Consider the following 25,761-nt stretch of genomic DNA (forward strand, 5'->3'; position numbering starts at 1 on the left):
AGCCGCGCCGCGCGGGCCAGGAGCCGCGCACCGGCCGTCTCCCGGGCCCCGCCGCAGGAGGCGCACCGGAGGACCGGACGGCCGACAGCCGAGCGACTCCGCGACTCCGGAAAGCCTTCCCCCACGAAGGCCGAAAACTTATAGCGGCCACGGTAGACATTGCCTTCTCTCGCTGCTATTTTTTCTGTCGTAGCCACCGAGACACACGGCTGGACCACCGGATACGCCGGTGGGGAGCAGGACGGCTCGACCGGCGCGCCTGGTTGTACGGCGCCGGGGGCCGGTAGGACCGCGGTACCGGTGTCCCGCCAGGACGGGGGATACCGCGCAGGAGTGGAGCAGGACGGCTCGACGGCGTGCACGTGCTTCAAGACGCCGGGGGCCGGTAGGACAGCGGTACAGAGGTGTAAGCAGTAACGGCAGGACCGGCCTTCCGCTCGCACAGGGGATGCCGTGGCAGGAAGAAGGACGCGGTAGGGCTCGACCGGCGCACGGTTGTACGGCGTCGGGAGCCGGTAGGACCGTAGTCGAAAGCAGTGCACGAAGTGAGAACGAGAGGAGTAGATGCCATCAGGATCGCCCGGGCGCGAGAAGTACCGCTCGGGTACCGCAGGACCCTGCTTTGGAAGAAGGTGGTCCCCGGTCACACAACCGCGATCCCCGCGATCCCGACCCGGCTTGACCTCGGGCAGCGGAAGACCGGCAGCAGCCGGTAGGTGGTATTGAACTCTCGGGCCCCAGCGCCGAACGGCGCTGGGGCCCTCGACGTGCGTTCAACAGAAGGAAGACACGCACTTGTCCCGTCCCGACACCGGTGACCGGTTCGACGATGACGACTATCCCGCCTACACCATGGGCGGCGCGGCGGAGATGATCGGCACCACGCCGGCGTTCCTGCGCGCCCTGGGGCAGGCCAAACTGATCGAGCCGCTGCGCTCGGAGGGCGGGCACCGCCGCTACTCCCGCTACCAGCTCAAGCTCGCCGCCCGGGCGCGCGAACTCGTGGACCAGGGCACACCGATCGAGTCCGCGTGCAGGATCATCATCCTGGAGGACCAGCTGGAGGAAGCCCTGCGGATCAACGAGGAGCTGCGCGCCACGGATCCGGTGGCCGACCACCGGAACGACAGCCCGCGCTAGGCGCCGGATCCTCTTCCGAGGTCTTCGAGCCTCTCGCGCTGCCCGCCGGATCCGTCCGGGGCGGCGAGCCCCGCCCGGTTCGCGTTGACCGGGCGGGCTCTCGTGTTCCCCGAGGCCTGCGGCGCGCCCCTTCGGGGAGGCCCGTTACCGGACGGCGGCACGCGGGAGCGGAAAGGGGAGGGTGCATCTCCCATTCGCTACTCCGAGTGTATGATTCATTACTCAGGGCCACGAAAGGTGGTCCGATCGAAGGGATCACCGTGCGCCGCGTGCTTCTTCCTCTGACCTTGTCCGCCGTTCTCCTGGCCGGGGCCGCGTCCTCGGTCGCGGCATCCCCGCTCATCGACACCCCGACCACCGAGGCCGCGGCGACCCCGACCGCCCAGGCCCCGGCCGCGGAGTCTCCGGCTGCCGAGGCCCCGGCCGCCGAGACCCAGACCGGGATCGACGAGGTGTTCGGGTCCTCCGCCGGGATCCAGGGCATCCTCCAGATTCCCCAGGACGTCATCCAGGCTTTCGTCCCTTCCTCCTTGTAGGCAGGGCCCTACACCGTGGCGGGTCGGGAGCCGCGGGCTCCAGGAGTGGGTCCGCCGCCCGATTGGGAGCCCGGAAGGAAGTCGGCCTCGGGTCCGACCCCGGTTCCTCACGGCGAGATCACGTCGGCCCCCGTGCGACGCCCTGGAGTTCCAGCGGTCGTCGCGCGGGGGCCTGCCCGTGCCCGGGTTCGTCAGCCCGGGGCGACACGGGCCCGGTCCCAGGATCGGGCACCGTGTTCCCGAAGCATCGGTCGGGGGCGACTGTCGGTGCAGCCGCCCCCGGACCGACGCTGTGACGGCCGGTGGTCAGGTCAGTTTTCGATGCCGATCTGCCAGACGTGGCCATCGGGGTCGGCGCACAGGGCCGTGTACCCCCAGGGTTTGTGCTCGGGTTCGGCGACGACCTCTCCTCCGGAGTCGCGGATCCGCGCGACCAGATCGACGACCTCCTGCTCGGTGCCCACCTCGACACCCAGAAGGCACTCGCTGGTCCCGGCTGGAGCGAGTCCGCGGCTGTCACCCAGGACCCAGTCGAAACCGCCGGCGGGCACGAGCACCAACAGGGTGCGCTGGTCGAGTCGGAACATCAGAGGTTCGGGGACCCCGTCCTCGGCGGGTTCGCCGACGAGTTCGAAGCCGAAGGTGTCGCTGTAGAACCGCATCGAACTCGTGCGGTCCGCGATCGGCAGGCTGACGTGGAGTCCACGGGCTGTGGTGGGCATGCCACTCCGTCCGGTTGGTGTACGTGACACGATCATCCCTACCGACCACCGGTGACATCCGAACTCATCGCGTGTGGATCCCGGTCGTGTTTCTCCGGGCGCGTGGGTCGGGTCCGGCACGAGCGCGTCGGCAGCGGTTCTCCCCGACGCCCGCCACCCCGCCGCGTCCGTCGCCCGCCCGTACCCGCCCCCTGCCCGAGCACCGGGAACATCCGGTGCGGGCGGTTGATCCGGCAGCCACGGACGAGGACGGCGACCTGGACGACGAAGCCCCGCACGGACCAGCGTGTCCGGGCGGGGCTTCGGTCGAGGGATGGGGAGTGGACGCGACCGGTGGGACCGCGAGGAGGGGGTCGATCCGCTCAGCCCGCCGGCTGGTCCGCCTCGTCGGCCGAGCCGTCCCGTCCGCCGCAGAACCACTCCCTGACGAGCCTCTGCGTCGCCTTCTGGAAGGCCCCGCCCAGGGACAGGGCGGCGTCGTCCACATAGTTCAGCGAGGCGGTCAGGGTCCTGCCGCCGTCGGGTGTGCTGTACATCAGCGCCCCGTGACCCGAGATGCCTCCGTTGTGGGTGACGACGGTGCCGCCGCAGTCCGTCTCCTGCACGAACACCCCCAGGCCGTAGCCGGCCTTGGGATGCGGGCTGCGCATCTCGGCCAGGAGCGGGGCCGGCAGGAGCTTGCCGCCCATGAGCGCGGAGATGAACGTGTCCAGGTCCTGGGCGGTCGAGATCATGTCACCGCCGCCGGAGATCCAGGAGGGGTTCTGGCTCGTGACGTCGACCGTCTCCTCCCGGCCGTCCTGCTCGTACCGGTAGTAGGCGTGGGCGTGCGGTTCGGGGACGTCCCGGCCGGTCTCCGGCATCAGGGTGTCCGACAGCCCGAGCGGATCCAGGACCAGCCGCCGCATCTCCTCGGCGAGTGAGCGACCGGTGACACTCTCGACGAGCAGCCTCGCAAGCACGTAGTTGGTGTTGGCGTAGCTCCAGTCCGTCCCCGGTTCGAACCTCGCCGGCTCGGACAACGCCAGCCGCACCAGTTCCTCCGGCAGGTAGGTCCTGAACCGGTCGTCCACCCACTCCTTCCCCGACCAGGTGATCCCCGGCGCGAACGTCCCGTCCTCGTAGTACTCGCCGGTGAAGTTGAACAACCCGCTGGTGTGCTGCAGCAGCATCCGGACGGTGATCCGCCGGTCCAGTCCGAACGCGGGCAGGTGGTCGGCCACCGCGTCGTCCAGTGCGACCCTGCCCTCGGCCACCAGCAGCAGAACCACGGTCGCGATGAAGGTCTTGGTGTTGCTGCCGATCCGGACCCGCCCGTTGGTCGGCGGCTTCGCGGCCTCGCCCAGTCTTCGCACCCCGGCGCTGCCGACCCACGTGCCCCGTTCATCGTGCACACGCAGGTGCACCCCGGCGAAACCGGAAGCGACGATGTCCTCGATGGCCTTCTGCAGTTCCGGGTGGGCCGGCTCGGCGGCCTCGGTGGTCCCGGTGTTCTCTCGGCTCGTGTCTGTCATGGCGGTGCTCCTTCGGGAGGTGAGTCAGGGGCGGGCAGGGGGCGGCGGCCTCAGAGGCCGCGGGCGGTGATGTCGCCCTGCAGGGTGGTCGCGTGGATGTTCAGGCCGGACGCGTCGCCGTCGGTGTTCCTGAGCGAGTTGTGGATCCGGCCGTCGGCGGTGCTGGCGTCGAGGGAGGCCGAGACACCGGAGGCGGCGCCGACCGACACCTCACCGACCTCGGTGCGCAGCACGACCGCGCCGCTCACGGCCTCGGTAACGCGGATGTCGCCCTTCCTCGTGCTGATCTCCGCGGGGCCGTGGAGGCGGCCGACCTCGACGTCACCGGCCATGAGGTCGAGGCGGGCGCTCGCGGCCTCGTCGAGCTTGACCGAGCCGTGCGGGCTCTCGAGGGCGACGTCGCCGAGCCGTCCGACCCCCCGGAACTCGGTGCTCGCCGCCTTCGCCTCCACCCGGGAACCGGCGGGCACCCGGACCGTCACCTCGATGGATCCGGAGGCGCCGAGGACCTGGTTCTTCGCCGTGGACGTGATGCGCAGTACGCCGTCGCCGTACGAGACCTCGGTCCGGTCCGCGCCCTTCACGTCGCGGCTCTTGGAGGGGTCCGCGGGAAGGACCTCGACCGTCGTGTCGGCCCGGTCGGCGGCGATGATCTGGACGCGCCCCGCGGGGATGTCGAGAACGGCGGTGATCGGGGCGGGGGTGGCGAACTTCTGCATCGTGCTCTCCTGTGGATCGTTGTTTCCGATGCAGGAAAAGCTACGTTGCATTTCCATTTTGGGCAACATCTTCGTTGCGCAGAAGATGCATCAATGCAGTTCAAAGCCTCGATATTGTTGCAATGGATCTATATTCAACGCAACGATCGCTGTCGGGGGTGTTGCAATGAATGTGAAGTGAACGCTATGCTGGCGGTCCCGAGGACAACGGAGGAGCACACGATGCCGGGAGGCAGACTCACCCAGCAGGAGCGTCGGCAGATCGCGCAGGGGCTGGCCGACGGCCTGGCCTACGCGGAGATCGCCCGAGGCCTCGACCGCCCGACCTCGACGGTCACACGCGAGGTGATGCGCAACGGCGGCCCCACCGCCTACCGCGCCGACCTGGCCCACCGGGCCACCGAGAACCGCAGCCGCCGGCGCAGGAGGACCGCTCCCCGGGAGCCGGAGGCGCCCCAGGCCCACGGGCGCGACGCCGAGGAGGTGCGCGCGTACGAGGAGGCCTTCGCCGACGTGTTCGTCCGGACCGGTCTGCCCAGGATGACGGCCCGTGTCCTGGTCAGCCTCCACACCGCCGACGCGGGCAGCCTCACCGCGTCCGAACTCGTCCAGCACCTCCAGGTCAGCCCGGCCTCCGTCTCCAAGGCGACCACCTTCCTCGAGGGCCAGGGCCTCATCCGCCGCGAACGCGACGAGCGACGCCGCGAGCGCTACGTCGTCGACGACGACGTCTGGTACCAGTCGATGCTGGCCACCGCCCAGGCCCACACCCACCTCGTCGAGGTCGCGCGGCAGGGAGTCGGCATCCTCGGCCCCGACACCCCGGCCGCCGCGCGACTGGAGAACATCGCCCGCTTCGTCGACTTCGTCAGGGAGAGCATCATCCGCGCCGCGGAGCAGGCCCGGGAGGTCCTCCACACGCCGGTCGAGACGGACACGGGCGACATCGCCGGTCCGGATCCGAGCCCGGGCCGCGGGTAGACGGCCGTCCCGACGACGCGGCCCGGCGGATCCCCCGCTAGCGGCCGATCCGGTCCAGCTCCGCGAGATCCTCGTCGCCGAGCGGAAGCCCGGCACCGGCGGCGTTCTCCCGCAGGTGCGCCGCCGACGAGGTTCCGGGGATCAGCAGGATGTTCGGCGACCGCCGCAGCAGCCAGGCGAGGGCGACGGACATCGGCGCCGCCCCCAACCGGGTGGCGACGCCCGTGAGCGCCGAGGACTGGAGCGGGCTGAAGCCGCCGAGCGGGAAGAAGGGCACGTAGGCGACGCCCTCCCGGGCGAGCATGTCGATCAGTGCGTCGTCGTGGCGGTGGGCGAGGTTGTACATGTTCTGCACGCACACGATCGGCGCGATCGCCCGCGCCTCGGCGACCTGGTCCCCCGTGGCGTTGCTCACGCCGAGGTGCCTGATCAGGCCCTGCTGCTGGAGCTCGGCGAGCGTCTCGAACGGCTCGGCGAGCGAGCCCGGCTGAGGACCTGTCGCGTCACCGAGCCGGAGGTTGACCAGGTCGAGCGCGTCGAGGCCGAGCGTCCGGAGGTTCTCGTGGACGGCTCGGCGCAGGTCGTCGGGCTGCCGGGCCGTGGGCCAGCCGCCCTGCCGGTCACGCGTGGCACCGACCTTGGTCACGATGTGCAGCGGTTCGGGGTAGGGGCGCAGGGTTTCCGCGATCAGCCTGTTGGTGACGCGCGGTCCGTAGGCGTCGCTGGTGTCGATGTGGGTGATGCCGAGGTCGACGACCTCGCGGAGCACCGCGCGTGCGCCGTCGTGGTCAGCAGGCGGCCCCATCACCCCGGGGCCGGCGAGCTGCATGGCGCCGTAGCCGAACCGGGTGACGGTCAGGTCGCCCAGGGCCCAGGTGCCGCCGGGAAGCGAGGTGGAGAGCGCGCTCATGTTCCTGCCTTTCGTCGCGAGCCGAGGGTGGTGCCCGACAGCTCCTTGCCTCAGTATGGAAATGCAACTTCCTGATGGGAAGTAGGCACTTCGGAGTGCGTAAGCCACTCGCGGGTGAAAGGAACGGTCGATGACAACGACGACGGCGGCCCAGAAGCGGGCAGAGGCCAAGGCCCGGTACGACGCCTTCCTGGCGTCATGTCCCAGTCGCAAGCTCCTCGACCGGATCTCCGACAAATGGGTCACACTGATCCTGTGCGCACTGGGCGGCGACGGCTCCCAGCCGGGTTCCGACGGCCCCGGCGAGCCACGGCCGATGCGCTACTCCGCGCTGGCCCGCCGACTGGCCGGCGTCAGCCAGAAGATGCTCACCCAGACGCTGCGCTCCTTGGAACGCGACGGTCTCCTCACCCGCACCGTGACGCCGACCGTGCCCGTCACGGTCACCTACGAGCTGACCGACCTCGGTCTCTCACTGCACCAGATGGTGCGCGCCATGAGGACCTGGGCCGAGACGCACATGGACGACGTGCTCGCCAACCGCGCAGCGCACGACGCCGACGTCGCCTGAACCACGCGGCGAGGCGCCCCCGACCGTCGCGCCGGGACCACCCCAGGATCTCCCCGGCGTCGAGCAGACGCGCCGCCACCGGCTCCCTGCACTACCGGGGCGGGCCGGCGCCGCCCGGCACTGCGGGGGCGGGCCGGCGCCGCCCTGTGCTACAGGGGCTCCTCGTCGACCAGGATGTCCCACTGGACGTCGGAGCCGTCGACCGAGGTCGTCGTGATGGTCACGCCGTAGTTCATGCCGCCGTCCACGAGATTGCAGCGGATCTCGGCGCCCACCTCCGCGGGGAGGTTCTCGGAACAGGTGAAGTCCTCGGGGGCGTGGCCGACCAGCGTCTCCAGCTGCGCGGACGACTGCTGGGCGACCTGATCGGCGGGGACGGCGCCACCGCTCGCCATGGCGCCGGTGTCGTCCTCGGAGGTGTCGTCGGCCGCGGCGCCGTCGGCAGGGGCGTCGTCGACCTGGACGTCCCACTGGACGTCGGAGCCGTCGACCGAGGTCGTCGTGATGGTCACGCCGAGGCTCTCCCCGCCCTCGGTGAGCTCGCAGCGGATCTCGGCGCCCACCTCCGCGGGCAGGTCCTCGGCGCAGGTGAGGTCGTCGGGGGCCTGACCGATCTGCTCGGCCAGCATCTCGCTCGACCGCTCGGCGACCTCGTCGGCGGCGACGGCGCCGGGTCCGCCGAAGCTGAAGTCGAACGAACAGCCGGTGGACAGGAGGAGGGGCAGCGCGCCCAGAGCTGCTCCGGTGATGATTCGATGACGTCTGATCTGCCGCATCGCGGCCTCCTGGGGGTGTGGTGACATGCCACGTGGAGAGACGGCGGGAATCGGTGTGGAGGTTCCGAAGCCGTGTCCTTCGATACGCAACCGTGGCCTGGGGGGTGCGTGGCGCGCCTGCGGGCGGAGCAGGGGAAGGAGACCGACGAGCACGCGGTTCCCCGACCCGGACGGGTTTCCCCGCAACCACGCCGAAGAGGGAGCGACCCCGCCGTGCGCTTCCCCCGGAACGGGAGAGGCCCCGCCCGGCGGCGGGCCGGGCGGGGACCGGGCAGTGCGGGTCCACCTCCGCACCGTCGGGGCGCGGACGAGGGCTACCGGTCCCGCCAGGAGGCGGCGAGGAACGAGCGCAGGGACCGGGGGGCCGTGCCGGTGATGTCCTCCACGGCCGTGGTCGTGCGGTCCTCGGACCCCGCGGCGATCCGCGCGTCCATGGCGGCCAGCAGGTCCGCGAACGCCGCTGGGACACCGTCGTCCTGGTGACGCCGCGACAGCTCCTCCACACTGACCCTGCGGTGTCGGACGGGGCGACCGGTGACCTCGGAGAGCGTGGCGGCGACCTCGTCGAAGGTCAGCGGACGCGGACCGGTCAGGATCGGTTCCCCTCCGGTCGGGAGCGCCCCCAGGAGGGCCTGCGCGGCCACCGCCGCGATGTCGCCGGGGTCGATGAACGGGATCCGGCCCTCCCCGGTGGCGCTGACGATCTCGCCGTCGCGGCGGACGGAGTCGCCGTGCAGGTGGCGGCCGGTGAAGTTGCTGGCGAACCAGGTCGGCCGCAGGACCACGGGGTGGGGCGCGAACTCGGCCAGGCGCGCACCGAGCACGCCCGGGCCGGGGCTCCCGACCGGGACCGCCGACGAGCCGAGCAGGACGATCCGCTCCACGCCGGCGACCCGGGCCGCCTCCAGGAACGGGATTACGAGGGGTTCGGGGTCGGCCGCACCGGGTGGTGCCACCAGGTAGATCGCCCGGACACCGCGGACGGCGGGGGCGTGGGTGGCCGGGTCCGACCAGTCGAAGCGCACGTCGGCCGCCGGGGAGCGGCCGGCTCGGCGGACGGGGACACCGCGGTCGTGCAGGACACGGGACAGGCGGCTTCCGGTGGTTCCGGTCGCGCCGGTGATCAGGACCGTCACGGTGTGGCCTCCCCACCCGTGGCCTGGAAGGCCAGGGGGTTCCAGTAGTCGCGGTAGTGCCGGATCAGACCGCCGGAGATCGTCAGGACGGCCACGTAGCGGGCGGTGTAGGGAGTGCCGGCGGGGAGCGTGCGGCCGCTCACCGCCAGCTCGGCGACGATGACGTCCGGGTCGGTGGTCTCGTGGACGACGACGTCGTGGATCCGCCGGACGTCGAGCGCGTCGGTGTAGCCGGACAGGTACTCCTCCACCGCCCGGCGGCCCTCCAGCCGCGCGGGCGCTCCCGGGGGCGCGAACGGGAACTCCATCACGGCGTCATCCGCGTACAGGGCGGTGAAGGCCGCCATGTCGTGGGCGAGCAGGTGCTCGGTGGCGCGGCGGAACACCGCTGCGGGGCTGTCGGACACACGTCCTCCTCTAGGCTGCGCTCATCGGCGGACCACGGGTCCGCTTCACAGTAAGCGGACTAGTGGTCCGTTTCGACTATAGCGGACCTGCGGTCCGCTTCGGGAGGGTGCATGCGAGCGGACAAGGCACGCAACCGGGATGCGGTTCTGGCGGCGGCGGGCCGCCTGTTCGCCGAGGCAACCGACCCCGACCAGGTCTCCATGGACGCGGTCGCGGCCGCCGCCGGCGTCGGCAAGGGCACCGTCTTCCGCGGTTTCGGCGACAGGCACGGCCTGATCCGGGAGCTGTACGACGACTACGCCACCCGCGAGTTCCGGACCCTGCCCGACAACGTGCTGGACGTGCTGACACGCACATGGGACTTCAAGCGGACGCACCGCGTGCTGACCCTGGCGCTGGAACGGGAGGGATTCACCAGCCCGTACCGCAACGACAGCTACGACCGCCTCCATGCCCACCTGACGGAACTGGTGACCCGGGCACGGGGCCCCCGCAACGCCGGCTTCCTGGCCCACGCCCTGCTGGCCGCCGTGCGCAGCGACCTCGTCGAGTACCTGCGGGAACGCCCCGGGGTGGACCCCCGGGAAGGGCTGCGGGACCTGGTGGTGTCGATCCTCGGGCCCGAATCCGCCTACCAGGGGCGTGGGGACGAGAACCCCCGCTGACCGGGCGGACCCCGGTGGTCATCCGCGGGCGGGGAGGCGGACGACCACGCGTCGCGAGCCTCGCCGTCGGCGCGACGGCCCGCCCCGCGGCGCGCAGGCGGGTCGGCCGCGGTCTCCGCCTCCCTCCGGCGCGGTCCACCGGACGGGCCCCGGCCTCCGCCGACGTGAGGAGCTGCTCCCGGTCGTCCCCGGAACAGCTCGGGCCGGTCACCCGACCCCACCAGCACGACCCCGCACCGACCACCGTCGATCACCACGGGGGCAGGGCGGCGCCGCGCAGCGCGCCCATCCACATCTCGTCCCCGAAGAACCGGCCCACCGGATAGCGCTCCAACGCGCAGTGGTAGTGCTCGTGCCAGGCGTCGTGCAACACCACGACCGTCGAGGGGCCCAGGTGCTCGGAGACCGAGAGCAGGCACCGCCGCCTCATCCGCCCGTCGACGAACACCACGTCGAAGGGTTCCCGTCCGGCCGGGTAGTCCACATAGGCGTCCAGGTCCACCCTGCGGTCACCGGGGTCCTCCGCGGGCCGCAGACGCGTCCGGTTCCAGCACACCGCGGTGACGCGGCTCGTTCCCGCCGCTCCGGGAACGGTCAGGACGGAGCCGTCGTCGGGGTAGCGCACCACCGATCCGGGACGTTCCATGAGCGGGGGAAGAACGCGCTCGTCGAAGAACGCCCTGTCGTACTCCAGAGCCGTCCACTCATGGGCCACACCGCGCTCCCTGAGCAGACGTGTGAACTCCACAGTGCTCTGGCCCGACCCCCACTCCAGCACGCGCAACGGATCGTGCCGCCGCGCGACGAACTCCAGCACCGCCGCGAAGAGCTCTCCGTCCCTCAGACTCATCCAGGCAAGAGGGCTCCGCGCCTCACGCCAGGCCCCCGGCCGCAGCCCGCTCGCGTCCATCCGCCGCTCCTCCTCGCAACCGTTCATCCCAGTACCAGCAGGTCGATCCGATCCGTCACCGGTTCAGGGACACCGGTGCGCAGTTCACGCCGGGCCGCGGTCCGCAACCGCTCCATGCCCCGCGCGAACTCGGCGTCGCTCAGGCAGCGCAGCATCCCGTCCCCGTCCCTGCGGACACGGGCCGACAACCCGGCGCAGGACTCGGCGAAGGGCTCCTCCACCGAGACGGTCCCCCCTGGGGTGAAACCGGCGTCCGAGAACGCGGCCACCGTCTCGGCCAGCGTCGGCCGTCCCTGTGCGGCCCGCACACCCTCGGGGAAGAACCTCGCGTAGGCGCGTGTGTGCGCCTTCTCCGGGAACGCCTCCCGCACCAGGAGCGGTGCGCCCGGAGCCAGGACCCGGCGAACCTCGCCCGCCAGAGCCGCGAGGTCGGTCGCGTGGTGGAGCACCCGGGACAGCCAGGCCGCCGCCCCGGCTCCCGACGCCAGGGGGATGACCGGAGCGCGTCCCGCGACGAACACCGCGTCCGCGCGGTCGGCGCGGGCCAGGGCTGCGACGTCGGGGTCGATCCCCACCACCGGTCTGCCGCTCCAGCGGGCGAGGGCGCCCACCCAGGCTCCCGTCCCGCATCCCACGTCCAGGACCGGGCCCGGACCCAGGTCGCGCAGGTGGTGGTCCGCCCTCTCCCACACGGCGGTGAGGCCGTCGGCCGTAGCAGGACCGGACAGGTGTCGTTCGTCGGTCACATGCCCCCCTTCCCGGGCCGTGCGGGCTCTCGCGGAACGGCGAGAGCACTCCGAGCGTGTACCGTGCGCCCATGGAAGCCTCCCCCTGGGACGCCGCCCTCGACGCCTGGCGGCCTCCCGCTCCACCGGTGTCGGCGCAGGTCCGAGAAGCCGCTTTCCAGACAGCTCTGACCGACGACGCCGACGTCACCGGTTCGCCGTCCTTCGTCCTGGCGCGCCGGTCCCTGACCGAGGATGCCGGTGTGCTCGACGTGGGCTGCGGCGCGGGCCGCGCCTCGGTCGCCCTGGCCGCGAGCGTTCCGGGGACCACGCTGACCGGGGTGGACTCCAGCGCACCCGTGCTGGAGGCCTTCGCCGCCCGCGCCCGCAGGGCCTCGGTGCCGGTCCGGACGGTGCTCGGCACCTGGCCGGCGGCCGCTGGGGAAACGCCTGCCGCCGAGGTCGTCGTGTGCCACAACGTGCTCTACTACGCCGAGGCCCTGGTGCCGTTCGCCCGTGCGCTCACCGATCGGGCGCGGCGGGGCGTGGTCGTGGAGATCCCCTGGGAGCACCCCCATTCCTGGATGCGTCCCCTGTGGTCGGCGCTGAACGCATCGGAGCGCCCGGACCCGCCGACCGCTCCGGGGGCGACGCGCGTCCTGCGGGACCTGGGCCTCCGGGTACGGATCGAGCAGTGGACCGACGGTTCCGATCCCTGGCGCGGACGCGGTGAGGCGCTGGTGCGTCATGTGTGCGACCGGTTGGGCACGACCGACACGGACCGGGTGCGCTCCCTGCTGGACGAACACGGGCTGCCACCACGCGGCAGGCGCATGGCGACGTTGTGGTGGCCTGTGCCCTGACCCGGGCCGGTTCATCCTCCGGAGATGCACGGCAGTACGTGGATGCGGCTGCCGGGCGGGACCGGGACCTGTTCCAAACGGCTGCGTCGCAGGTTCTCCTCCTCCAGGAAGACGTTGACGTGGCGGCGGATACGGCCCTGCTCGTCCCGGATGCGCCGGTGCAGCGCCGGGTAGTCGGCGAGCACCCGGGCGAACACCTGCTCGACGTTGGCGTCCGCGGGAACGTCGATCGACAGTGTTCCCCGGCCGCCCGCGAGATCGCGCAGCACACCGGGAATGAGCATCTGGACGGTCATCGGGTCCTCCTTCGGTCAGTGGCGCAACGCGCGCAGGGTCAGGACGTCGGGAAGGTGCTCGGCGACCGTCTCCCACGAATCGCCCTCGTCGAGGCTGGCGTAGACCTGGCCGCCACGCGTGCCCAGGTAGACACCGGCCGGGTCCCCTCCGTCGGTAATCAGCGCCTCGCGCAGCACCGACGGGTAGAAGTGCTCCTGCGGCAGCCCCTTGACCAGTCCCTCCCAGGTGAGTCCCGCGTCACGGGTGCGGAAGGGACGGCAACGGGCGTCGGGGGAGATCCGCTCGGTATCGGCCACCAGCGGGTACACGTAGAAGGTGCCGGGCCGGTGCGGGTGCGCCACGACCGTGAAACCGAAGTCCGCGGGCAGGCCGTCGCCCACGGGGAACCAGTTGGCCCCCTCGTCGTCGCTGCGGTACACGCCGAAGTGGTTCTGCAGCATCAGCTGCTCAGGCGCGGTGGGCACACGGGCGATCTTGTGCACGCACTGCCCGTACAGCGGGTAGCGCACCGGCAGCGACGTCGACTCGATGCCCTCGTTGGACGGGTTCCAGGTGCGGCCGCCGTCGACGCTGCGGTAGACGCCGCCCGCGGCGATGCCGATCGTGATGCGGTCGGAGTCGTCCGGGTGCATGAGCACGGTGTGCGTGTACAGGGCCCCGGCCTCGGGGATCCAGTCGATCAGTGCCTGCCGTTGCGGGTGGTCCCACAGTTCGCGGACCAGGTGGAAACTCTCCCCGCCGTCCTCGGAGCGGAAGAGCGAGGCGGGCTCGGCCCCGGCGTACACCAGACCGGGGCGGTCCGGGCCCGCCGGGCGGATGTCCCACAGCCGTACGAGTGAGGTGCCGGTGTCGGCGGGGAAGGCGACGGCGGCCTTGGGACTCTCCTTCCAGGTGCTTCCCAGGTCGTCGGAGCGGAACAGGCCCGGGCCCCAGTGGCCGTGGCTGGTGCCCACCAGGATGCGGGGCGTGCTCGGTCGGGTGTCGACGGCCAGGCAGTGGATGGACTGCATCAGCAGGTGAGGGCCCTGCAGTTCCCAAGGGCTGGTGCCGTCCAACGTCCGGCGCGCCAGGAACAGTCCTTTGCGGGTGCCGATGACCAGGGTCACCTTCTCCATGGGGGCTTGCCTTTCTGCTAGGGAACGATCGGCGTCGACCGTGTGGGTCGGCGAACGGCCGGCGGGTGTGCCGCGGTCATCCGGTCGAGGTGTTCGTGGATCAGGAGCGCGCCCCGTTCCGCGCCTCCGGCGGAACGGATGAGGGAGCGCATCCGCGCCACCCGTTCCCCGATCCCCGGATCGGTCGCCAGCAGTTCGACCGCCGCCCGCAGCACGTCGGGGGTGACCCGATCGGGCGCCAGCCGGACACCGAGCCCCAGCTCCTCGACCCGGCGCGCCACGGCGTCCTGTTCGGGGGTCTGCGGAACCGCCAGGACGGGCACGCCCGCCGCGAGAGCCTCCATGGTCGATCCCATCCCCGCGTGGCAGACGACGACCCGGGAGCGGGAGAGCACCGAGGGCTGGGGGACGTGGGCGTGGACCTCCACGTTGGGCGCGAGCCGCCCCAGCTCGCCGGGCGACACACGCCCTCCCACCGCCAGCACCGCGTGCCACGCCGTGCCGCGCACCGCCTCGACACAGGCCCGGTAGAACGCGGGACGCCGGTTGTAGAGGGTGCCCAACGCCACCAGGAGCACCGGTCCCGCCCCGGGGGGCGGACGCCACGCCGACCGGGCGCGGCGTGGGGACAGGCACGGTCCGACGAAGGCGAACGCGTCGGGGGCGAAGGCCTCCGGCCTCTGGTGGAAGGCGCGGGGCTGAAGAACGAGGGACAGCCGCTCCCGGGGGGCCAGCAGGGCGGCGGCCCGGTCGCGCCCCAGACCGTGGTCCGCGGCCAGGCGCAGCAGTTCCGGGTCGGGTTCCGGAGGGGGCAGCCTGGCCAGGTCCGGGTATCGCGCGGCGAGGATCGGCGCGAGGCTGAAGCCCGGGCTCGCCGCCACACCCGTGAACACCTGGACGCCCGGGACCTCCCAGAGCCCGGTGAGCACCCGCGCGGCCGGGCCCACCGCGGTGTCGTAGACCACGGCCCGCGGGGGGCGCCGTCCCCTGCGCGTCAGCGCCGTTCGGGCCTGCGCCAACGCCTCCTGGGCCAGCATCCTCCTCATGAGCACGGCGTCCGCCGTGGTGCGGGGGGCCGGAAGAGCGGCGGGGACGGGCCAGGCGGTCGGATAGGTGAGCGGCCGGGAACCGCTCGCCCGGGCCGCGTCGGCGAACTCCTCCGAGACCAGGAACTCGACCGGGACACCTCGGCCGACGAGGCTTTCGGCCAACGCCAGGGTCGGGATCATGTGGCCGTGGGCCGGTATGCCGACGAACAGGACCGGGCCGCCTCGCACCGGTCAGCCCTCCTCGGGGGCGTACGGCGACGCGCCCGCGGTCGTCGTCCGGTGGAGGACCCGGAGCAGGCCCGGCGGTAGGTCGCCGGCGCGGTGCAGCACTCGGGAGTTGTCCCACACCACGACGTCGCCCTGGTGCCAGTGGTGCCGGTGGACGAACCGTTCCTGGGTCGCGTACTCGTGCAGTTCGGCCACGCCGACGGAGACCGGCGTTCCGTCGGGGCGGTGCAGGCTGGCCACGCACAGTTCGTTGAGGTAGAGCGCGGGGCTCCCCGACTCGGGGTGGGCGCGCACCAGCGGGTGGACGGTCGGGGGGTACTTGCGGGCGTACCCCTGTTCCAGAGGGGTGCCGTGCACCCGGGAGCGGAGCTTGGCGACGGTGTCGTAGGAGTGCACCGCTTCGGCCCCGGTGATCACGGCGCGCCACTCGTCGTCCAGGTCCCTGTGGGCGGCCGTCATGTCGGCGAACAGGGTGTCTCCGCCCTCCTCGGGCACCACGTCGGCCCTCAGAACGGTGAACCGCGTCGGCTCGGGCAGAAAGGACCTGTCGGAGTGCCAGTGGGTGTTGCCGACCACGGGGGTGGACCCCGAGTTCCGGATGACCAGGATGTCGGTGCTCTCCGGGTGGTGGTTGCGCATGTCCGTCACGACCTCGGGAGGGCCGAGCAGGCGGGTCAGCGCCACCTGCTCGCATGGCGCCAACTCCATTCCGCGCATAATGACGACGGAATGCGAGAGAAGCGCTTTTTTGACCACGTCACCGTCGCGACCTGCGAGGATTTCACGGTTCTGCCCCGTCACCTCCGCGACGAATCCAGGTTTGATCTCCCTGATTTCCAACGGGCATCCTCCTCGAATCACGATGACTCGGCAACCTTATATGAGGAGCAAAAGAAACCATGAGTCACCATCCGGACACAAAATTATCACCAGGATCAACCGTGCCGGTTCCCCGCGTGCACGGGACCACCGCTGAGTCGACGTCGCTGAAAAAGGCCTGTTCAAAGCGCTCAACGCCAACACCACGAAACTCATCTGCCCCACCACAGTCAGTTCGTGACATGAGTCCCATGGGTCACATCAGAAACACCAGCCCATTGTTTCTCGGTAGACCACTGTAGTCTGGTCTCTCTCGGGCGGGTTCCAGGAGAACTCCGAAAAAAATCCGACGCGGTATTGACCGCAGGAGAAGGCGGGTGAGGGCTTCCGGTGTCCTCAGCGCAACCCCAGGTGGGGGAAGGCGTCGGGAATCCGGGAACCCCATTCCGAGTTCGGTATCGACGATCGAATCCGTGGCAAACTCAAAGGCCGAGGATCATGCTTGGCCGAGGGCCTCGAACTCGGATGTGGCCTTGAGTTCCGCGAGTATTTCCAACGGATTACCATTGGGGTCCCCGACCGCATCACCGCAACGATCTGCCGCGCACCCCGGCCCGCACCGGAACCCGAGGAGGCGGGCCGGACCGCTGACCGACCCGCCCCGGGTGAGAAGCACGGCCCCGCGCGGACCCCGGCGACCCAGGGGTGTGAGGCGCGGAAGGCCGAGCCGCCCGGTTGTCACGGCACCGGGTAACCGAGCCGGTCCGCGTGAACCCGGATGCGTTCACGCGTCGCCATCGCCGCGAACCGGCGGGCGACCTCCTCGTTTCCGGGCAGCGTGCGGGGGATCCTGCCGACCGCCCCGGGACGGTGTACCCGCTGGTCCAGGACCGTGCGGTCCAGGGAGCCCGCGGTCAGGCACAGGTGTTCCTCCAGTTCCTCCAGCACCTCGGCACGGCCGGAGACCAGCTCCTCGTACGAAAGGCGCAGCAACCAGGCAGGGTCGCCGCCCGTGGTGTGGAACGAATCGACCACGTCGAGCCAGTTGCCCATCGCCTCCGCGGTCAGGTCGGGTGTCCACCGCGGTACCTCCTCCTCCCAGGAGAGGAGGGACCTGAGCACGTCGAGGGGATGTCTGACCAGGTGGACGACACGCGCCCGGGGGTACAGGTCCACGAACCACTCCGCGAAGGACAGCCCCAGCCGCACCTCCTTGAACCCCCACCGGGCGTCGGCCCCCCGGTGGGGCACGTCGGCGAACGCGGTGTCGAACCACGCACGCGCAGCCGCGCTGTAGTCCCCCCTCGAGGGAAGGACCACGGCGATGAAGCCGGGGGAGCCCACGCCGTCGACCTCCGCCGCGGCTTCGTGCGAGCGGTAGTCGCTGAGCGCGCGCAGAGCGAGGTCGGCCTCCCGCAGTCCGTGCATTCCGGGTCCGGGCTCGCCCCACACCCACAGATCCGGGCCGGAGGACACGAGCCGCTGGAGGAGGGTGCTCCCCGACCTCTGGCCGGAGCACAGGAGGAGGACCGGGCCGGGGGCGGACCCCTCCTTCCCCGTTGTCGACGATCTGGCGTTCGTTGGGGGTCTGGTGTACATGGCCCTGCTTCTTCCCGGTCTCGCCTCGCGCGACACGCCCCGCCGCACACGAGCTCATGTCCGGGGCAGAACCCCGGAGGTCGGGTCCTGCGCGTCCATCCCGGAGACCAGCTCGCCCCACAGCCTGCGCCACGGCTCGACGGGGAAGTGGGAGTCCAGCCTGGTCAGGTTCCGCCGCATGGCCTCGGTGAACCACGGTTCGCCGTCCGCCCGGGCGCGCATGAGTCCGAGCATCTCCTCGGCGGTCTCCCGCAGATCGCCGTCCCCGTGGAGACGGGCGCACAGGAACGCGTCGCCGTAGATGTCCGAGAAGGCGTGGAAGTCGCCGACGGCACTGGGGATGCCCGCGACGGTGGCGAGCGCGGGACCCAACCCCACGCTCTCCACGTCCGGGCGGTTCGGCGTGAAGAGCACACCTCCGCCCGTGGCGGCGCCCACACGCAGGAGGTCGATCTCGTCGAGGCGCCAGCGGCGATCCGTTCCCCTGTGGCTTCGGAGCGGCACTCCGTCCAGGAACCTCACATGGTCCAGAACCTCCTCGTGCAGGGCCTCGTCGAGAACCTCCTCGGTGTAGTCCGGGTCCTCGCCGAGGTCCCCGAAGACCAGGAGAAGGGGCTCCGGCCGTCCCTGTTCCCTGCTCACCTGCCGCATGCGGGAGAACAGCCGGATCGAGATCTCCACCCCTTTGACCCTGAAGACCCGAACGGGGACCAGGAGCAGGGGCTGCCCGGGCGCCGCGCCGATCTGGCCCAGGAACTCCCTGTGCCGGTCCTCCAGCTCCTCGGGGGGCGTCTCGGGCAGCACGTTGGGGACCGTGACGGCCTTCAACGGGGTGGGGTACCCGCAGGTCTCCACCCGCAGTGCCTCCGAGACCACCGCCCAGCGGTGCGCGTGGTGCCGGCCAGGCAACGGGGTGAACTCGTTGGGGGCCGGGGGATAGACCCGTTCTTCGCCCTCGTGTACGGCGTAACTGCCGAACAGGTCGTGGTCCCAGAAGAGGACTCCGCCGGGCCGTCCGCCGTCCCAACGCCGCGCCGCGGCGCGGTGGAGGGCGAGGGTCACCGGGACCGCGTCGGAGAGGGTCATGTTGACCGCCACCACCCAGTCCACGTCGTGCTCGTCGAACCAGGCGGAGAAGTACGCCTCGTAGGGGCCGGCCAGAGCCTCGATGCGCTGCCACAGGTGTGCCCTCTCCCCGGGGTCGAGGTCGCCCGCCCGTGCGACCCGGCGTCGTACGTCGAGCAGCTCTTCGGGCAGATCCGGCCCCGCGCAGGGGAGGGTCCGGCTCACCTCGAGCCAGGGAGGGTAGCAACCCGGTCCTGTGCCGTGGGGGAAGAAGGCCGGCTTGTCGGGGCGCCAGGAGTAGCCGAGGTCGGCCGGGATGGGCTCCTGTGAGGTCGGTTCCCCGTGAAAACGGGTCACGATATTGCGGAAGACGGTGAGCAGACCGCTGACGGGGAGCCCGTCTCCGCAGACCAGTGCGAGTTTGACCAACGTCTCACCTTTCTCGTCGCGCTGCCTGACGCGGTTGTACTACCCGTATTCGGGCCCGTGCCGCAGGTCCGGAGAAGCGCCGGCGGACGCCGATGGTGTTTCGGGTCCGGTCCGACCCGCGAGGACACCCCGGGCCGAGGGAACCGCCCGACCCGCGGCGGGGCCCCTGACACGGCGACGCCATCCGGGGCGGGCGGGCTCCGGGAGCATCTGGACGGGACCCTCACGGGCAGGCGGTCGGGGGAGGCGGTGCCCGCCCCCGGGGAGAGCGGGCGGTGCACCGCGGCGGGCGCCCGGCCGGGATCGGCCCGAGCCCCCCAGGAGCCAGGGACCTTCCGTGAACGGCGAACGGCCCCGACCGAAGGCGGGGCCGTTCATCGTTCAGGGGCAGGCCGTCCTCGATCGGACGGCGCCGGGCCACCCGTGTCGCGCACGGGTGGCCCGGGGCGTCACTTCGCGGCGCTGTGGCTGCGGAAGACCTGAGCGCCGTCGGGGCCGGCGAAGTAGGTCACCCTCTTGTAGGTGACCTTCCCGTCGTCGCCGACCACGCTGCGGATCACGGTGATGCTGGCCCCCTGCGGCCCGGCGAAGCTGTCCACGCTCTGGAAGCGGGCGTCGGCCGCGGCGACCGCGGGGGCGCCCAGGGCGATGCCCAGTGCGAGCACCACCGTGGTCAGGGCACGAGATGAAAGACGCATCGATCCTGCCAATCGTGTTCTGAGGTGGAAGACGACTCCGGCGCGGCGCCCTCCCGCAACCGCGCCAGAGTTCACCCGTGTCCGGGCGGTGTTCCGCGCGGGCCCGCGGGCGGTGCACCCGTGGACCCGCGCTCAGAACGTCCTAGCTGGCGGCGCTGATGACGGCACCCTGGGAGGCCCCGTGGGGGCCCGCCTGGCTGAACTTCTTGGCGTAGAAGCTGCCGCTCTTGTCGTCGCCGTGGCCGTCCTTCGCAACGGCGATGACGCTGCCCTCGAAAGCCCCGTGGGGGCCGGCCTCGCTGTAGCTGGCACCGAAGAAAGTGTCCGCCATGGCAACAGCCGGCGCGCCGAGAGCCAGAGCGGGGGCGACGACGGCGGCGAAGACAAAGCGGGTCACGGTCTTGCGGTTCATACTGTTTCCTTTCGGTATGGTCTGGCACCCCACCAAGGCGATGGAGTGTCGCAGGAGCCATGTGGGGGGTCGGAGTTGGTGCCGTCCCCCCGCGGAATAGATATCCACGACCCGCCATCGGTAACCCTGAGTATCTAAACGATAACTTAAAGTAGTTTTGGCTGTGTCATGGGAACCCTTTGCCCGCACCGACGTGCTGCGCGCTTGCCTCGGCGCCCGGCTGCGCCTAGGGAGTGTTTTTGAGGAGGCTTCCGGGTCGGTGAGCGGCCGTCCAGGCGATCTCTCGCAAGACGATGTGCGACGTTCAGCCTGGTTGTGCTTCACGAGCGCAGAGGCGCAGCGAGAGGAAGCCTGGCGGACGCGAGCCCGGAAGGATGCAAAAAACACGATCTAAGCGCTCGGCGGCGATGCGGCGCGCGGAGTGCCGCGGGAGCTCGCTCCGCTCCACGCTGTGGATCAAGTTCTCCATGATGCCCCGCTGAGCTGTGCCCGATTCATCCCGAAAGGGGGTCGGTGCGTCCCAGGAACCCGGGGCACAGGAACCCCGTCCCCTGCCAGGGTCGCCCCCGGCACGGCGGTGGCAGCCTGGACGAGAAGCGGTCCGCGCGGCGACGACACGGGCGGTCCGGTGCCCGATCCCCCGGTCGGCCGGGGTCTGTCCGGCGGATCACGCGGACGCTAGGCTACGGCGATGGACCGAGCAACCGATGCGCCCGAGACCCTCGCCCCGCCCGCGGACCCGGCCCAGGTGAACGACTACGACAGCTTCGCCGAGGCGTACGCGGCGGACAACGAGAACAACCTCCAGAACGCCTACTACGAACGGCCCGCGATGGTGGCCCTCGCGGGAGACGTGACCGGCCGCCGGATTTTGGATGCCGGCTGCGGCGCGGGACCCCTGTCCTCCGCCCTGCGCGACCGCGGCGCCGTCGTCACCGGCATCGACGCCAGCGCCGAGATGCTGGCGCTCGCCGGGCGGCGGCTCGGGGACGACGCGGACCTGCGCGTGGCCGACCTGAGCGACCCCCTCCCGTTCGCCGACGGTGCGTTCGACGACGTGGTCGCGTCGCTGGTGCTGCACTACCTGGAGGACTGGGGTCCGACGCTGGCCGAGATGCGGCGCGTGCTCAGGCCCGGCGGCCGGCTGATCGCTTCGGTGCAGCACCCGTTCGTTGACTACGCCGTCCAGGACCCTCGGCCCGACTACTCCGCGACCACCAGCTACGCCGACGAGTTCACGTTCGGCGGGCAGTCCGTCCGGCTGAGGTTCTGGCGCAGGCCGCTGCACGCGATGACCGATGCCTTCACCGCCGCCGGCTTCCGCCTGTGCGTCATCAGCGAGCCGCAGCCCGACCCGGCCGCCCGTGAGCTGTTCCCGGACGACTTCCAGGCCCTCTCCACCCGAATGGGCTTCCTGTTCTTCGTCCTCGAGGCACCGCCGGCGCCCGCCGGATAGCCGGTCGCCGTCTCTCCGTCCTGTCGCACCCGAGCCGGTTCGCCCGAGCAGAGGCAGGTGCGGGTGGGACGACCACGATCACCGCGGGAGGGGCGAGTCGACGGCGACCACCGCCGAGACACCGCCCGTCACGGGGCGGCCCACCTCTTGCTGAACCGGGGCATCCCCCGTCCGAGTGACAGGCTGTCACCTCACCACGGGACCGGTGCCGGAACCCGGCCCGTGCCCGTCGACAACGGGCCTGCCGGCCGGAGTGAAGACGCCGGCTGCCGCGGGGTGCTGTCAGCCGTCCGTGACCGTGGAGGCCCGGTGCGCGGCCACCGCTCCGGGCCTCCACAGACCCACCGCCACCAGGGCGCACACCCCCGCGAACACCCCGGCCCCACCCAGCACCAGCGCAGGGTCCAGGCCTGCGGCCCACCCCGCCAGCGGGTAGGTGAGCAGGAAACAGGCGTGGGAGAGCGAGAACTGGGCGGCGAAGACCCCGGCCAGGGCGCCCTCGGGAGCGGCCTCGCGCAGCAGCCGCCCCGTGGGCGCGGACACCAGCGCGCAGCCCGCGCCCAGCACTGCCCATCCGGCGCAGAGCACCACCTGCCCCGGGGTCACAGCCCACCCCAGGGCGGTGGCCGCCGCCCCCGCGGTGATGACCCCGGGTCCGGTGAGCATCAGGATGCGCGTGCCGAACCGGTCCACCAGGAACCCGAGGCCCAGGGCCACGAGCATCGACCCGGCGCCGAAGCAGGCCAGCGCCAGCGCCACCCCCGTGTCGGTGCCGCCCGGGCGGGAGCGGACGAGGACGACGGTGTCGACCAGGACCAGAGCGGTGGCCACGGCCACGGCCGTGTTCAGGGCCATCAGCGCCAGCAGTCGCCGGTCGGTGGCGAAGACGCGCCAGCTCGCCGCGGCCCGGCGAGCACCGAGGGAGGCTGGGGTCCGGTCGGGCAGAGCGGTGGTGGCCACCAGGATTCCGGAGACGGCGAAGCCGAGCGCGGTGAGCGCGAACAGGCCGTCGAAGGGCACCGCGAGCAGCACGAGCGCGGCCAGCAGCGGGGAGGCCAGCGCCTCCAGGTCGTAGGCCAGGCGCGACAGCGCCAGCGCCGAGGTGTAGCCGCGGTCGTCGACCAGTTCGGGCACGAGTGCCTGGAAGGCGGGGGTGAAGGCCGCCGAGGCGCACTGGAGCACGGCGATCAGCGCGTACACCTGCCAGACCTGCTCGACGAGGGGCAGGCACGCCACGGCCAGGGCGCGCACCGCGTCCGCGCCCACCAGCACCGCCTTGCGCGGGGCCCGGGCCAGGGCCGCGGTCAGCAGGGGGCCGGCGCCCACGTAGGCGAGCATCTTGATGGTGAGCGCGGTGGCCACCACGCGACCGGCCTGGTCCGGTGCCAGGTCGTAGGCCAGCAGTGCCAGGGCGACCGTGGCCAGCCCCGTGCCCGCCAACGCCACGACCTGGGCGCAGAACAACCTGCGGTAGGACCCGAACTCCGCCAGCACACGCCACACCACGACCACCACCCGGGAGAAAGGGGACAAGAGATCACTCGCGCCATACATGTGCGCAAGTACGCACATGATGTCATGTGGTGTGGGGTCGCGTCGCCTCCGGGGTGTGTACGCGTCCTAGACTGCGCACATGCGCACCAGTGACGAGCATGCCGCCCCCAGCCGCGCGCACCCGGCCCCGCCCGAACACGAGCGGCTCGCCGTGGCCGCCAACGTGTTCGCCCTGCTGTCCGACCCCACCCGGCTGCACCTGCTGTGGACCCTGGCCGAGGGGGAGGCGGACGTGGGCCGGCTCACCGAGGCCTGCGGGGCCTCGCGTACCGCGGTCTCCCAGCACCTGGCCAAGCTGCGTCTGGCCGGGCTGGTCGAGTCGCGCAAGCAGTCCCGGAACGTCATCTACCGACTGCGCGACGGCCACCTGCGCCTCCTGGTGATGGAGGCGCTCAACCACGCCGACCACGTCGTGACCGGAGAGCCCTTCCACGACTGACAGGCGACCGCGTCGCGTCCCCGGCTGCCAGACGCCTTCGCAGGGGCGGGAGCCGCCGGGCGTCGACCGGCGCCTGCGCTGCTCCCTACGGTCCCGTGCGAGTCGAGCACGGCCGCGGGTTCTCGTCCCGGGGGGTGCGTCGGAGGCGCCCCGCTCCCGGCGCACGCGGGGATGCGCCGCACACGGGGCCGACGGCGACGTCGGCGGTCTCCTGCCTCACCGCGCACGCGGGATGTGCGCGACGCGACGGTCCCATCCGGCGAAGGCCCCTGGCGGACCGGGGCCGACCGACAGCACACTGCAGCGATGTACTCCGACGCCGACGCGGCCGCTCTCTACGACGTCCTCAACGCCTGGGGCCCGAGCGACGACTTCTACCTCTCCCACGTCATCGCCTCCACGTCCGTCCTGGACGTCGGCTGCGGCACCGGCATGCTGCTGCACCGGGCCCGCGAGAGCGGGCACCCCGGGCGGCTCTGCGGGCTGGATCCCGACCCGGCCTCCCTCGAACGGGCGCGCACCCGCGACGACATCACCTGGGTCGAGGGCCGTGCCGACGAGATGACGTGGGACGCCGAGTTCGAGCTCGCTGTCATGGCCGGCAACGCCTTCCAGGTGTTCGTGACCGACGACGACCTGCGTTCGTCCCTCGCCGCGATCCGGTCGGCACTCGTCCCCGGCGGCAGGTTCGTGTTCGGCACCCGCAACCCCCTCGTCCGCGCCTGGGAGGGCTGGACCCCGGAGAACGCGACCGACGTGGTCGACCACGACGGGCGCGCACTGCGCGTGTCGCACCGGGTCGAGTCCGTGGACGGCGGCGTCGTCACACTCACCGAGACCACCGCCACCGGGGACGGCGACACCCTCCGGGTCGACAGGGGAAGCCTGCGCTTCCTGGACACGGAGGGCGTCGACGGGTTCCTGAACGGCGCCGGCCTGGAGGTCGAGGCACGCCACGGCGACTGGTCGCGGGGGCCGCTCACCCCCACGAGCACCGACATCGTCACCGTCGCCCGCGCGGCCGACGGCTGAGCCGCGGGTCAGGGCTCCGATGTCGGTGGCGGAGCCTAAGCTGCCCGCATGAACCCTCTCTGGCCGGACGTCCACACCGAACGGGCGTCACTCGCCGCCGACCTCGCGCACCTCACCGACCAGCAGTGGGCCACCCCGTCCCTGTGCACCGGGCTGAGCGTGCGCGAGGTCCTCGCCCACCTGGCGTCGGCGGCCGGGTTGAGCTGGGCCCGGTGGATGGCGGGGGTGATCCGCTGCCGGTTCGACTTCGACAGGCAGGTGGAGATGCGCTTGGCCGAGCAGCTCGGGGAGAGTCCGGCCGAGACCCTGGACAACTTCCGCCGCGTCGAGGCCAACACCACCACCCCGGTCGGCCCGGTCGTGGCCTGCCTCGGCGAAACGGTCGTCCACGCGGAGGACATCCGACGCCCCCTGGGGCTCAGCCGCGACTACCCCCTCGCCACCCTCACACGCCTGGCCGAGTACTACAGCGGCTCCGACCTGGTGGTCCTGGCCAAGGGCCGGATCGGCGGGCTGCGCCTGGCCGCCACGGACGGCCCCTTCACCACCGGCTCCGGGCTCCCGGTGTCCGGCCCGACCCTGGCGCTCGTCATGGCGATGACCGGCCGCGGGGCGTACTGCGACGAGCTCGACGGAGAGGGGGTCGCCACCCTGCGCGAACGCTGCTGAGACCCGGCGCGAGCCACCGGACCCCATCCGGTTCCGGCGCCCCTCAGTTGACGGCGACCGGGATCCCGTCCGTCATCTTCAACAGCTCCGCGTAGTCGGTGTGGAAGAGCGTGTTGGACGTGCCCCCGGCCGCCCACAGCTCCGGATACTCCTCCAGGGCGGTGTCCACGACCGTCTCGACGGGCGCCGGGTGCCCCAGGGGAGCCACCCCGCCGATGACCTGGCCGGTGGCGGCGCGCACCTCCTCCGGTGTGGCGCGCCGGACGGCCTCCTTGCCCAGGCGTTCGGCCAGCAGCGCCAGGTCCACCCGGTGGCGTCCGCTGG

The 25,761-nt window shown here is 71.7% G+C and carries 29 protein-coding genes; 10 read left to right on the top strand and 19 right to left on the bottom strand.

Features of this window, described 5'->3' with window-relative positions:
• Positions 1-795: 795 nt before the first annotated feature.
• Together Q8791_RS10800 and Q8791_RS10805 are read left to right on the top strand one after the other, a co-directional pair.
• Entirely contained in the window at positions 796-1,140 is a 345-nt protein-coding gene (locus Q8791_RS10800; RefSeq protein WP_330091503.1) for a MerR family transcriptional regulator, read from the top strand.
• Between the two features lie 269 nt (positions 1,141-1,409).
• Positions 1,410-1,676: a hypothetical protein gene (locus Q8791_RS10805; protein ID WP_330091504.1), complete on the top strand. Its 267-nt coding sequence runs from the start codon at positions 1,410-1,412 to the stop codon at positions 1,674-1,676.
• A 311-nt stretch (positions 1,677-1,987) separates the two neighbouring features.
• Here Q8791_RS10805 and Q8791_RS10810 read toward each other — a convergent pair whose 3' ends face one another.
• From Q8791_RS10810 to Q8791_RS10820, 3 genes are all read right to left on the bottom strand, one after another.
• The gene (locus Q8791_RS10810) at positions 1,988-2,398 is read right to left on the bottom strand and encodes a VOC family protein (protein WP_330091505.1); all 411 of its coding nucleotides are present in this window, start codon (positions 2,396-2,398) and stop codon (positions 1,988-1,990) included.
• A 362-nt stretch (positions 2,399-2,760) separates the two neighbouring features.
• Positions 2,761-3,912, bottom strand: coding sequence for a serine hydrolase domain-containing protein (locus Q8791_RS10815; protein WP_330091506.1), 1,152 nt, complete (start codon positions 3,910-3,912; stop codon positions 2,761-2,763).
• Positions 3,913-3,962: 50 nt separating this feature from the next.
• On the bottom strand, positions 3,963-4,631 hold the full coding sequence (locus Q8791_RS10820) for a DUF4097 family beta strand repeat-containing protein (RefSeq protein WP_330091507.1): 669 nt from the start codon (positions 4,629-4,631) through the stop codon (positions 3,963-3,965).
• A 222-nt stretch (positions 4,632-4,853) separates the two neighbouring features.
• Between Q8791_RS10820 and Q8791_RS10825 the strand changes: the two genes are divergently transcribed.
• Complete coding sequence (locus Q8791_RS10825) at positions 4,854-5,612, top strand: GbsR/MarR family transcriptional regulator (protein ID WP_330091508.1); 759 nt, start codon at positions 4,854-4,856, stop codon at positions 5,610-5,612.
• A gap of 37 nt (positions 5,613-5,649) precedes the next feature.
• Here Q8791_RS10825 and Q8791_RS10830 read toward each other — a convergent pair whose 3' ends face one another.
• Positions 5,650-6,522, bottom strand: a complete 873-nt coding sequence (locus Q8791_RS10830) for an aldo/keto reductase family oxidoreductase (RefSeq protein ID WP_330091509.1) — start codon at positions 6,520-6,522, stop codon at positions 5,650-5,652.
• Positions 6,523-6,652: 130 nt separating this feature from the next.
• Here Q8791_RS10830 and Q8791_RS10835 point away from each other — a divergent pair, with 130 nt between their 5' ends.
• Positions 6,653-7,093: a winged helix-turn-helix transcriptional regulator gene (locus Q8791_RS10835; RefSeq protein WP_330091510.1), complete on the top strand. Its 441-nt coding sequence runs from the start codon at positions 6,653-6,655 to the stop codon at positions 7,091-7,093.
• Positions 7,094-7,242: 149 nt separating this feature from the next.
• Here the strand turns inward: Q8791_RS10835 and Q8791_RS10840 are convergent, their stop codons facing one another.
• From Q8791_RS10840 to Q8791_RS10850, 3 genes are all read right to left on the bottom strand, one after another.
• Positions 7,243-7,869: a DUF4333 domain-containing protein gene (locus Q8791_RS10840; RefSeq protein ID WP_330091511.1), complete on the bottom strand. Its 627-nt coding sequence runs from the start codon at positions 7,867-7,869 to the stop codon at positions 7,243-7,245.
• 314 nt (positions 7,870-8,183) lie between these two features.
• Positions 8,184-9,005, bottom strand: coding sequence for an NAD(P)H-binding protein (locus Q8791_RS10845; RefSeq protein WP_330091512.1), 822 nt, complete (start codon positions 9,003-9,005; stop codon positions 8,184-8,186).
• Complete coding sequence (locus Q8791_RS10850; RefSeq protein ID WP_330091513.1) at positions 9,002-9,412, bottom strand: nuclear transport factor 2 family protein; 411 nt, start codon at positions 9,410-9,412, stop codon at positions 9,002-9,004. The genes Q8791_RS10845 and Q8791_RS10850 overlap by 4 nt, the downstream gene beginning before the upstream one ends.
• A 111-nt stretch (positions 9,413-9,523) precedes the next feature.
• Here Q8791_RS10850 and Q8791_RS10855 point away from each other — a divergent pair, with 111 nt between their 5' ends.
• Positions 9,524-10,078 carry a TetR/AcrR family transcriptional regulator gene (locus Q8791_RS10855; RefSeq protein ID WP_330091514.1) on the top strand — a complete coding sequence of 185 codons (555 nt, stop codon included), beginning with the start codon at positions 9,524-9,526 and terminating at the stop codon, positions 10,076-10,078.
• Positions 10,079-10,328: 250 nt separating this feature from the next.
• On the opposite strand, the gene Q8791_RS10860 is transcribed toward Q8791_RS10855, so the two are convergent.
• Both Q8791_RS10860 and Q8791_RS10865 read right to left on the bottom strand, forming a co-directional pair.
• On the bottom strand, positions 10,329-11,015 hold the full coding sequence (locus Q8791_RS10860) for a hypothetical protein (protein WP_330091515.1): 687 nt from the start codon (positions 11,013-11,015) through the stop codon (positions 10,329-10,331).
• On the bottom strand, positions 11,012-11,734 hold the full coding sequence (locus tag Q8791_RS10865; protein WP_330091516.1) for a class I SAM-dependent methyltransferase: 723 nt from the start codon (positions 11,732-11,734) through the stop codon (positions 11,012-11,014). The genes Q8791_RS10860 and Q8791_RS10865 overlap by 4 nt, the downstream gene beginning before the upstream one ends.
• A gap of 71 nt (positions 11,735-11,805) precedes the next feature.
• On the opposite strand from Q8791_RS10865, the gene Q8791_RS10870 reads away from it, so the two are divergent.
• Complete coding sequence (locus Q8791_RS10870) at positions 11,806-12,576, top strand: class I SAM-dependent methyltransferase (protein ID WP_330091517.1); 771 nt, start codon at positions 11,806-11,808, stop codon at positions 12,574-12,576.
• An 11-nt stretch (positions 12,577-12,587) separates the two neighbouring features.
• Here the strand turns inward: Q8791_RS10870 and Q8791_RS10875 are convergent, their stop codons facing one another.
• The 8 genes from Q8791_RS10875 to Q8791_RS10910 all read right to left on the bottom strand — a co-directional run bounded on the left by Q8791_RS10875 (position 12,588) and on the right by Q8791_RS10910 (position 20,287).
• Positions 12,588-12,872: a MoaD/ThiS family protein gene (locus Q8791_RS10875; RefSeq protein ID WP_330091518.1), complete on the bottom strand. Its 285-nt coding sequence runs from the start codon at positions 12,870-12,872 to the stop codon at positions 12,588-12,590.
• 15 nt (positions 12,873-12,887) lie between these two features.
• Positions 12,888-13,988 (bottom strand): WD40/YVTN/BNR-like repeat-containing protein, encoded by a 1,101-nt coding sequence (locus tag Q8791_RS10880; RefSeq protein WP_330091519.1) that lies wholly within the window; start codon positions 13,986-13,988, stop codon positions 12,888-12,890.
• Positions 13,989-14,005: 17 nt separating this feature from the next.
• A complete protein-coding gene (locus Q8791_RS10885) occupies positions 14,006-15,265 on the bottom strand; it encodes a macrolide family glycosyltransferase (RefSeq protein WP_330091520.1) in 1,260 nt (419 codons plus the stop codon).
• A gap of 3 nt (positions 15,266-15,268) precedes the next feature.
• Positions 15,269-16,126, bottom strand: coding sequence for a TauD/TfdA dioxygenase family protein (locus Q8791_RS10890; RefSeq protein WP_330091521.1), 858 nt, complete (start codon positions 16,124-16,126; stop codon positions 15,269-15,271).
• A 696-nt stretch (positions 16,127-16,822) separates the two neighbouring features.
• Positions 16,823-17,683: a sulfotransferase gene (locus Q8791_RS10895; protein ID WP_330091522.1), complete on the bottom strand. Its 861-nt coding sequence runs from the start codon at positions 17,681-17,683 to the stop codon at positions 16,823-16,825.
• 54 nt (positions 17,684-17,737) lie between these two features.
• Entirely contained in the window at positions 17,738-19,177 is a 1,440-nt protein-coding gene (locus tag Q8791_RS10900) for a glycosyltransferase family protein (RefSeq protein ID WP_330091523.1), read from the bottom strand.
• A 449-nt stretch (positions 19,178-19,626) separates the two neighbouring features.
• Positions 19,627-19,875, bottom strand: coding sequence for a hypothetical protein (locus Q8791_RS10905; protein ID WP_330091524.1), 249 nt, complete (start codon positions 19,873-19,875; stop codon positions 19,627-19,629).
• Positions 19,876-20,017: 142 nt separating this feature from the next.
• A complete protein-coding gene (locus Q8791_RS10910; RefSeq protein WP_330091525.1) occupies positions 20,018-20,287 on the bottom strand; it encodes a hypothetical protein in 270 nt (89 codons plus the stop codon).
• A gap of 691 nt (positions 20,288-20,978) precedes the next feature.
• Between Q8791_RS10910 and Q8791_RS10915 the strand changes: the two genes are divergently transcribed.
• A complete protein-coding gene (locus Q8791_RS10915) occupies positions 20,979-21,743 on the top strand; it encodes a class I SAM-dependent methyltransferase (RefSeq protein ID WP_330091526.1) in 765 nt (254 codons plus the stop codon).
• Between the two features lie 282 nt (positions 21,744-22,025).
• On the opposite strand, the gene Q8791_RS10920 is transcribed toward Q8791_RS10915, so the two are convergent.
• Entirely contained in the window at positions 22,026-23,276 is a 1,251-nt protein-coding gene (locus Q8791_RS10920; protein WP_330091527.1) for an MFS transporter, read from the bottom strand.
• A gap of 100 nt (positions 23,277-23,376) precedes the next feature.
• Between Q8791_RS10920 and Q8791_RS10925 the strand changes: the two genes are divergently transcribed.
• From Q8791_RS10925 to Q8791_RS10935, 3 genes are all read left to right on the top strand, one after another.
• The gene (locus tag Q8791_RS10925) at positions 23,377-23,736 is read left to right on the top strand and encodes an ArsR/SmtB family transcription factor (protein WP_330091528.1); all 360 of its coding nucleotides are present in this window, start codon (positions 23,377-23,379) and stop codon (positions 23,734-23,736) included.
• A gap of 306 nt (positions 23,737-24,042) precedes the next feature.
• On the top strand, positions 24,043-24,768 hold the full coding sequence (locus Q8791_RS10930; RefSeq protein ID WP_330091529.1) for a class I SAM-dependent methyltransferase: 726 nt from the start codon (positions 24,043-24,045) through the stop codon (positions 24,766-24,768).
• Between the two features lie 48 nt (positions 24,769-24,816).
• Entirely contained in the window at positions 24,817-25,437 is a 621-nt protein-coding gene (locus tag Q8791_RS10935) for a maleylpyruvate isomerase family mycothiol-dependent enzyme (RefSeq protein ID WP_330091530.1), read from the top strand.
• Positions 25,438-25,480: 43 nt separating this feature from the next.
• On the opposite strand, the gene Q8791_RS10940 is transcribed toward Q8791_RS10935, so the two are convergent.
• A partial coding sequence (locus Q8791_RS10940) for a YbaK/EbsC family protein (protein ID WP_330091531.1) occupies positions 25,481-25,761 on the bottom strand: 281 nt, incomplete at its 5' end.

The organism is Nocardiopsis codii, assembly GCF_036327455.1.
Lineage (GTDB): Bacteria > Actinomycetota > Actinomycetes > Streptosporangiales > Streptosporangiaceae > Nocardiopsis > Nocardiopsis codii.

Bases quoted from the DNA above. Each gene is read 5' to 3' on its own strand.
- Q8791_RS10855 (WP_330091514.1), top strand. From the start codon at position 9,524: ATGCGAGCGGACAAGGCACGCAACCGGGATGCGGTTCTGGCGGCGGCG.
- Q8791_RS10825 (WP_330091508.1), top strand. From the start codon at position 4,854: ATGCCGGGAGGCAGACTCACCCAGCAGGAGCGTCGGCAGATCGCGCAG.
- Q8791_RS10905 (WP_330091524.1), bottom strand. From the start codon at position 19,875: ATGCGTCTTTCATCTCGTGCCCTGACCACGGTGGTGCTCGCACTGGGC.
- Q8791_RS10880 (WP_330091519.1), bottom strand. From the start codon at position 13,988: ATGGAGAAGGTGACCCTGGTCATCGGCACCCGCAAAGGACTGTTCCTG.
- Q8791_RS10930 (WP_330091529.1), top strand. From the start codon at position 24,043: ATGTACTCCGACGCCGACGCGGCCGCTCTCTACGACGTCCTCAACGCC.
- Q8791_RS10840 (WP_330091511.1), bottom strand. From the start codon at position 7,869: ATGCGGCAGATCAGACGTCATCGAATCATCACCGGAGCAGCTCTGGGC.
- Q8791_RS10915 (WP_330091526.1), top strand. From the start codon at position 20,979: ATGGACCGAGCAACCGATGCGCCCGAGACCCTCGCCCCGCCCGCGGAC.
- Q8791_RS10870 (WP_330091517.1), top strand. From the start codon at position 11,806: ATGGAAGCCTCCCCCTGGGACGCCGCCCTCGACGCCTGGCGGCCTCCC.
- Q8791_RS10835 (WP_330091510.1), top strand. From the start codon at position 6,653: ATGACAACGACGACGGCGGCCCAGAAGCGGGCAGAGGCCAAGGCCCGG.
- Q8791_RS10810 (WP_330091505.1), bottom strand. From the start codon at position 2,398: ATGCCCACCACAGCCCGTGGACTCCACGTCAGCCTGCCGATCGCGGAC.
- Q8791_RS10830 (WP_330091509.1), bottom strand. From the start codon at position 6,522: ATGAGCGCGCTCTCCACCTCGCTTCCCGGCGGCACCTGGGCCCTGGGC.
- Q8791_RS10910 (WP_330091525.1), bottom strand. From the start codon at position 20,287: ATGAACCGCAAGACCGTGACCCGCTTTGTCTTCGCCGCCGTCGTCGCC.
- Q8791_RS10875 (WP_330091518.1), bottom strand. From the start codon at position 12,872: ATGACCGTCCAGATGCTCATTCCCGGTGTGCTGCGCGATCTCGCGGGC.
- Q8791_RS10820 (WP_330091507.1), bottom strand. From the start codon at position 4,631: ATGCAGAAGTTCGCCACCCCCGCCCCGATCACCGCCGTTCTCGACATC.
- Q8791_RS10815 (WP_330091506.1), bottom strand. From the start codon at position 3,912: ATGACAGACACGAGCCGAGAGAACACCGGGACCACCGAGGCCGCCGAG.
- Q8791_RS10895 (WP_330091522.1), bottom strand. From the start codon at position 17,683: ATGTACACCAGACCCCCAACGAACGCCAGATCGTCGACAACGGGGAAG.
- Q8791_RS10935 (WP_330091530.1), top strand. From the start codon at position 24,817: ATGAACCCTCTCTGGCCGGACGTCCACACCGAACGGGCGTCACTCGCC.
- Q8791_RS10860 (WP_330091515.1), bottom strand. From the start codon at position 11,015: ATGAACGGTTGCGAGGAGGAGCGGCGGATGGACGCGAGCGGGCTGCGG.
- Q8791_RS10925 (WP_330091528.1), top strand. From the start codon at position 23,377: ATGCGCACCAGTGACGAGCATGCCGCCCCCAGCCGCGCGCACCCGGCC.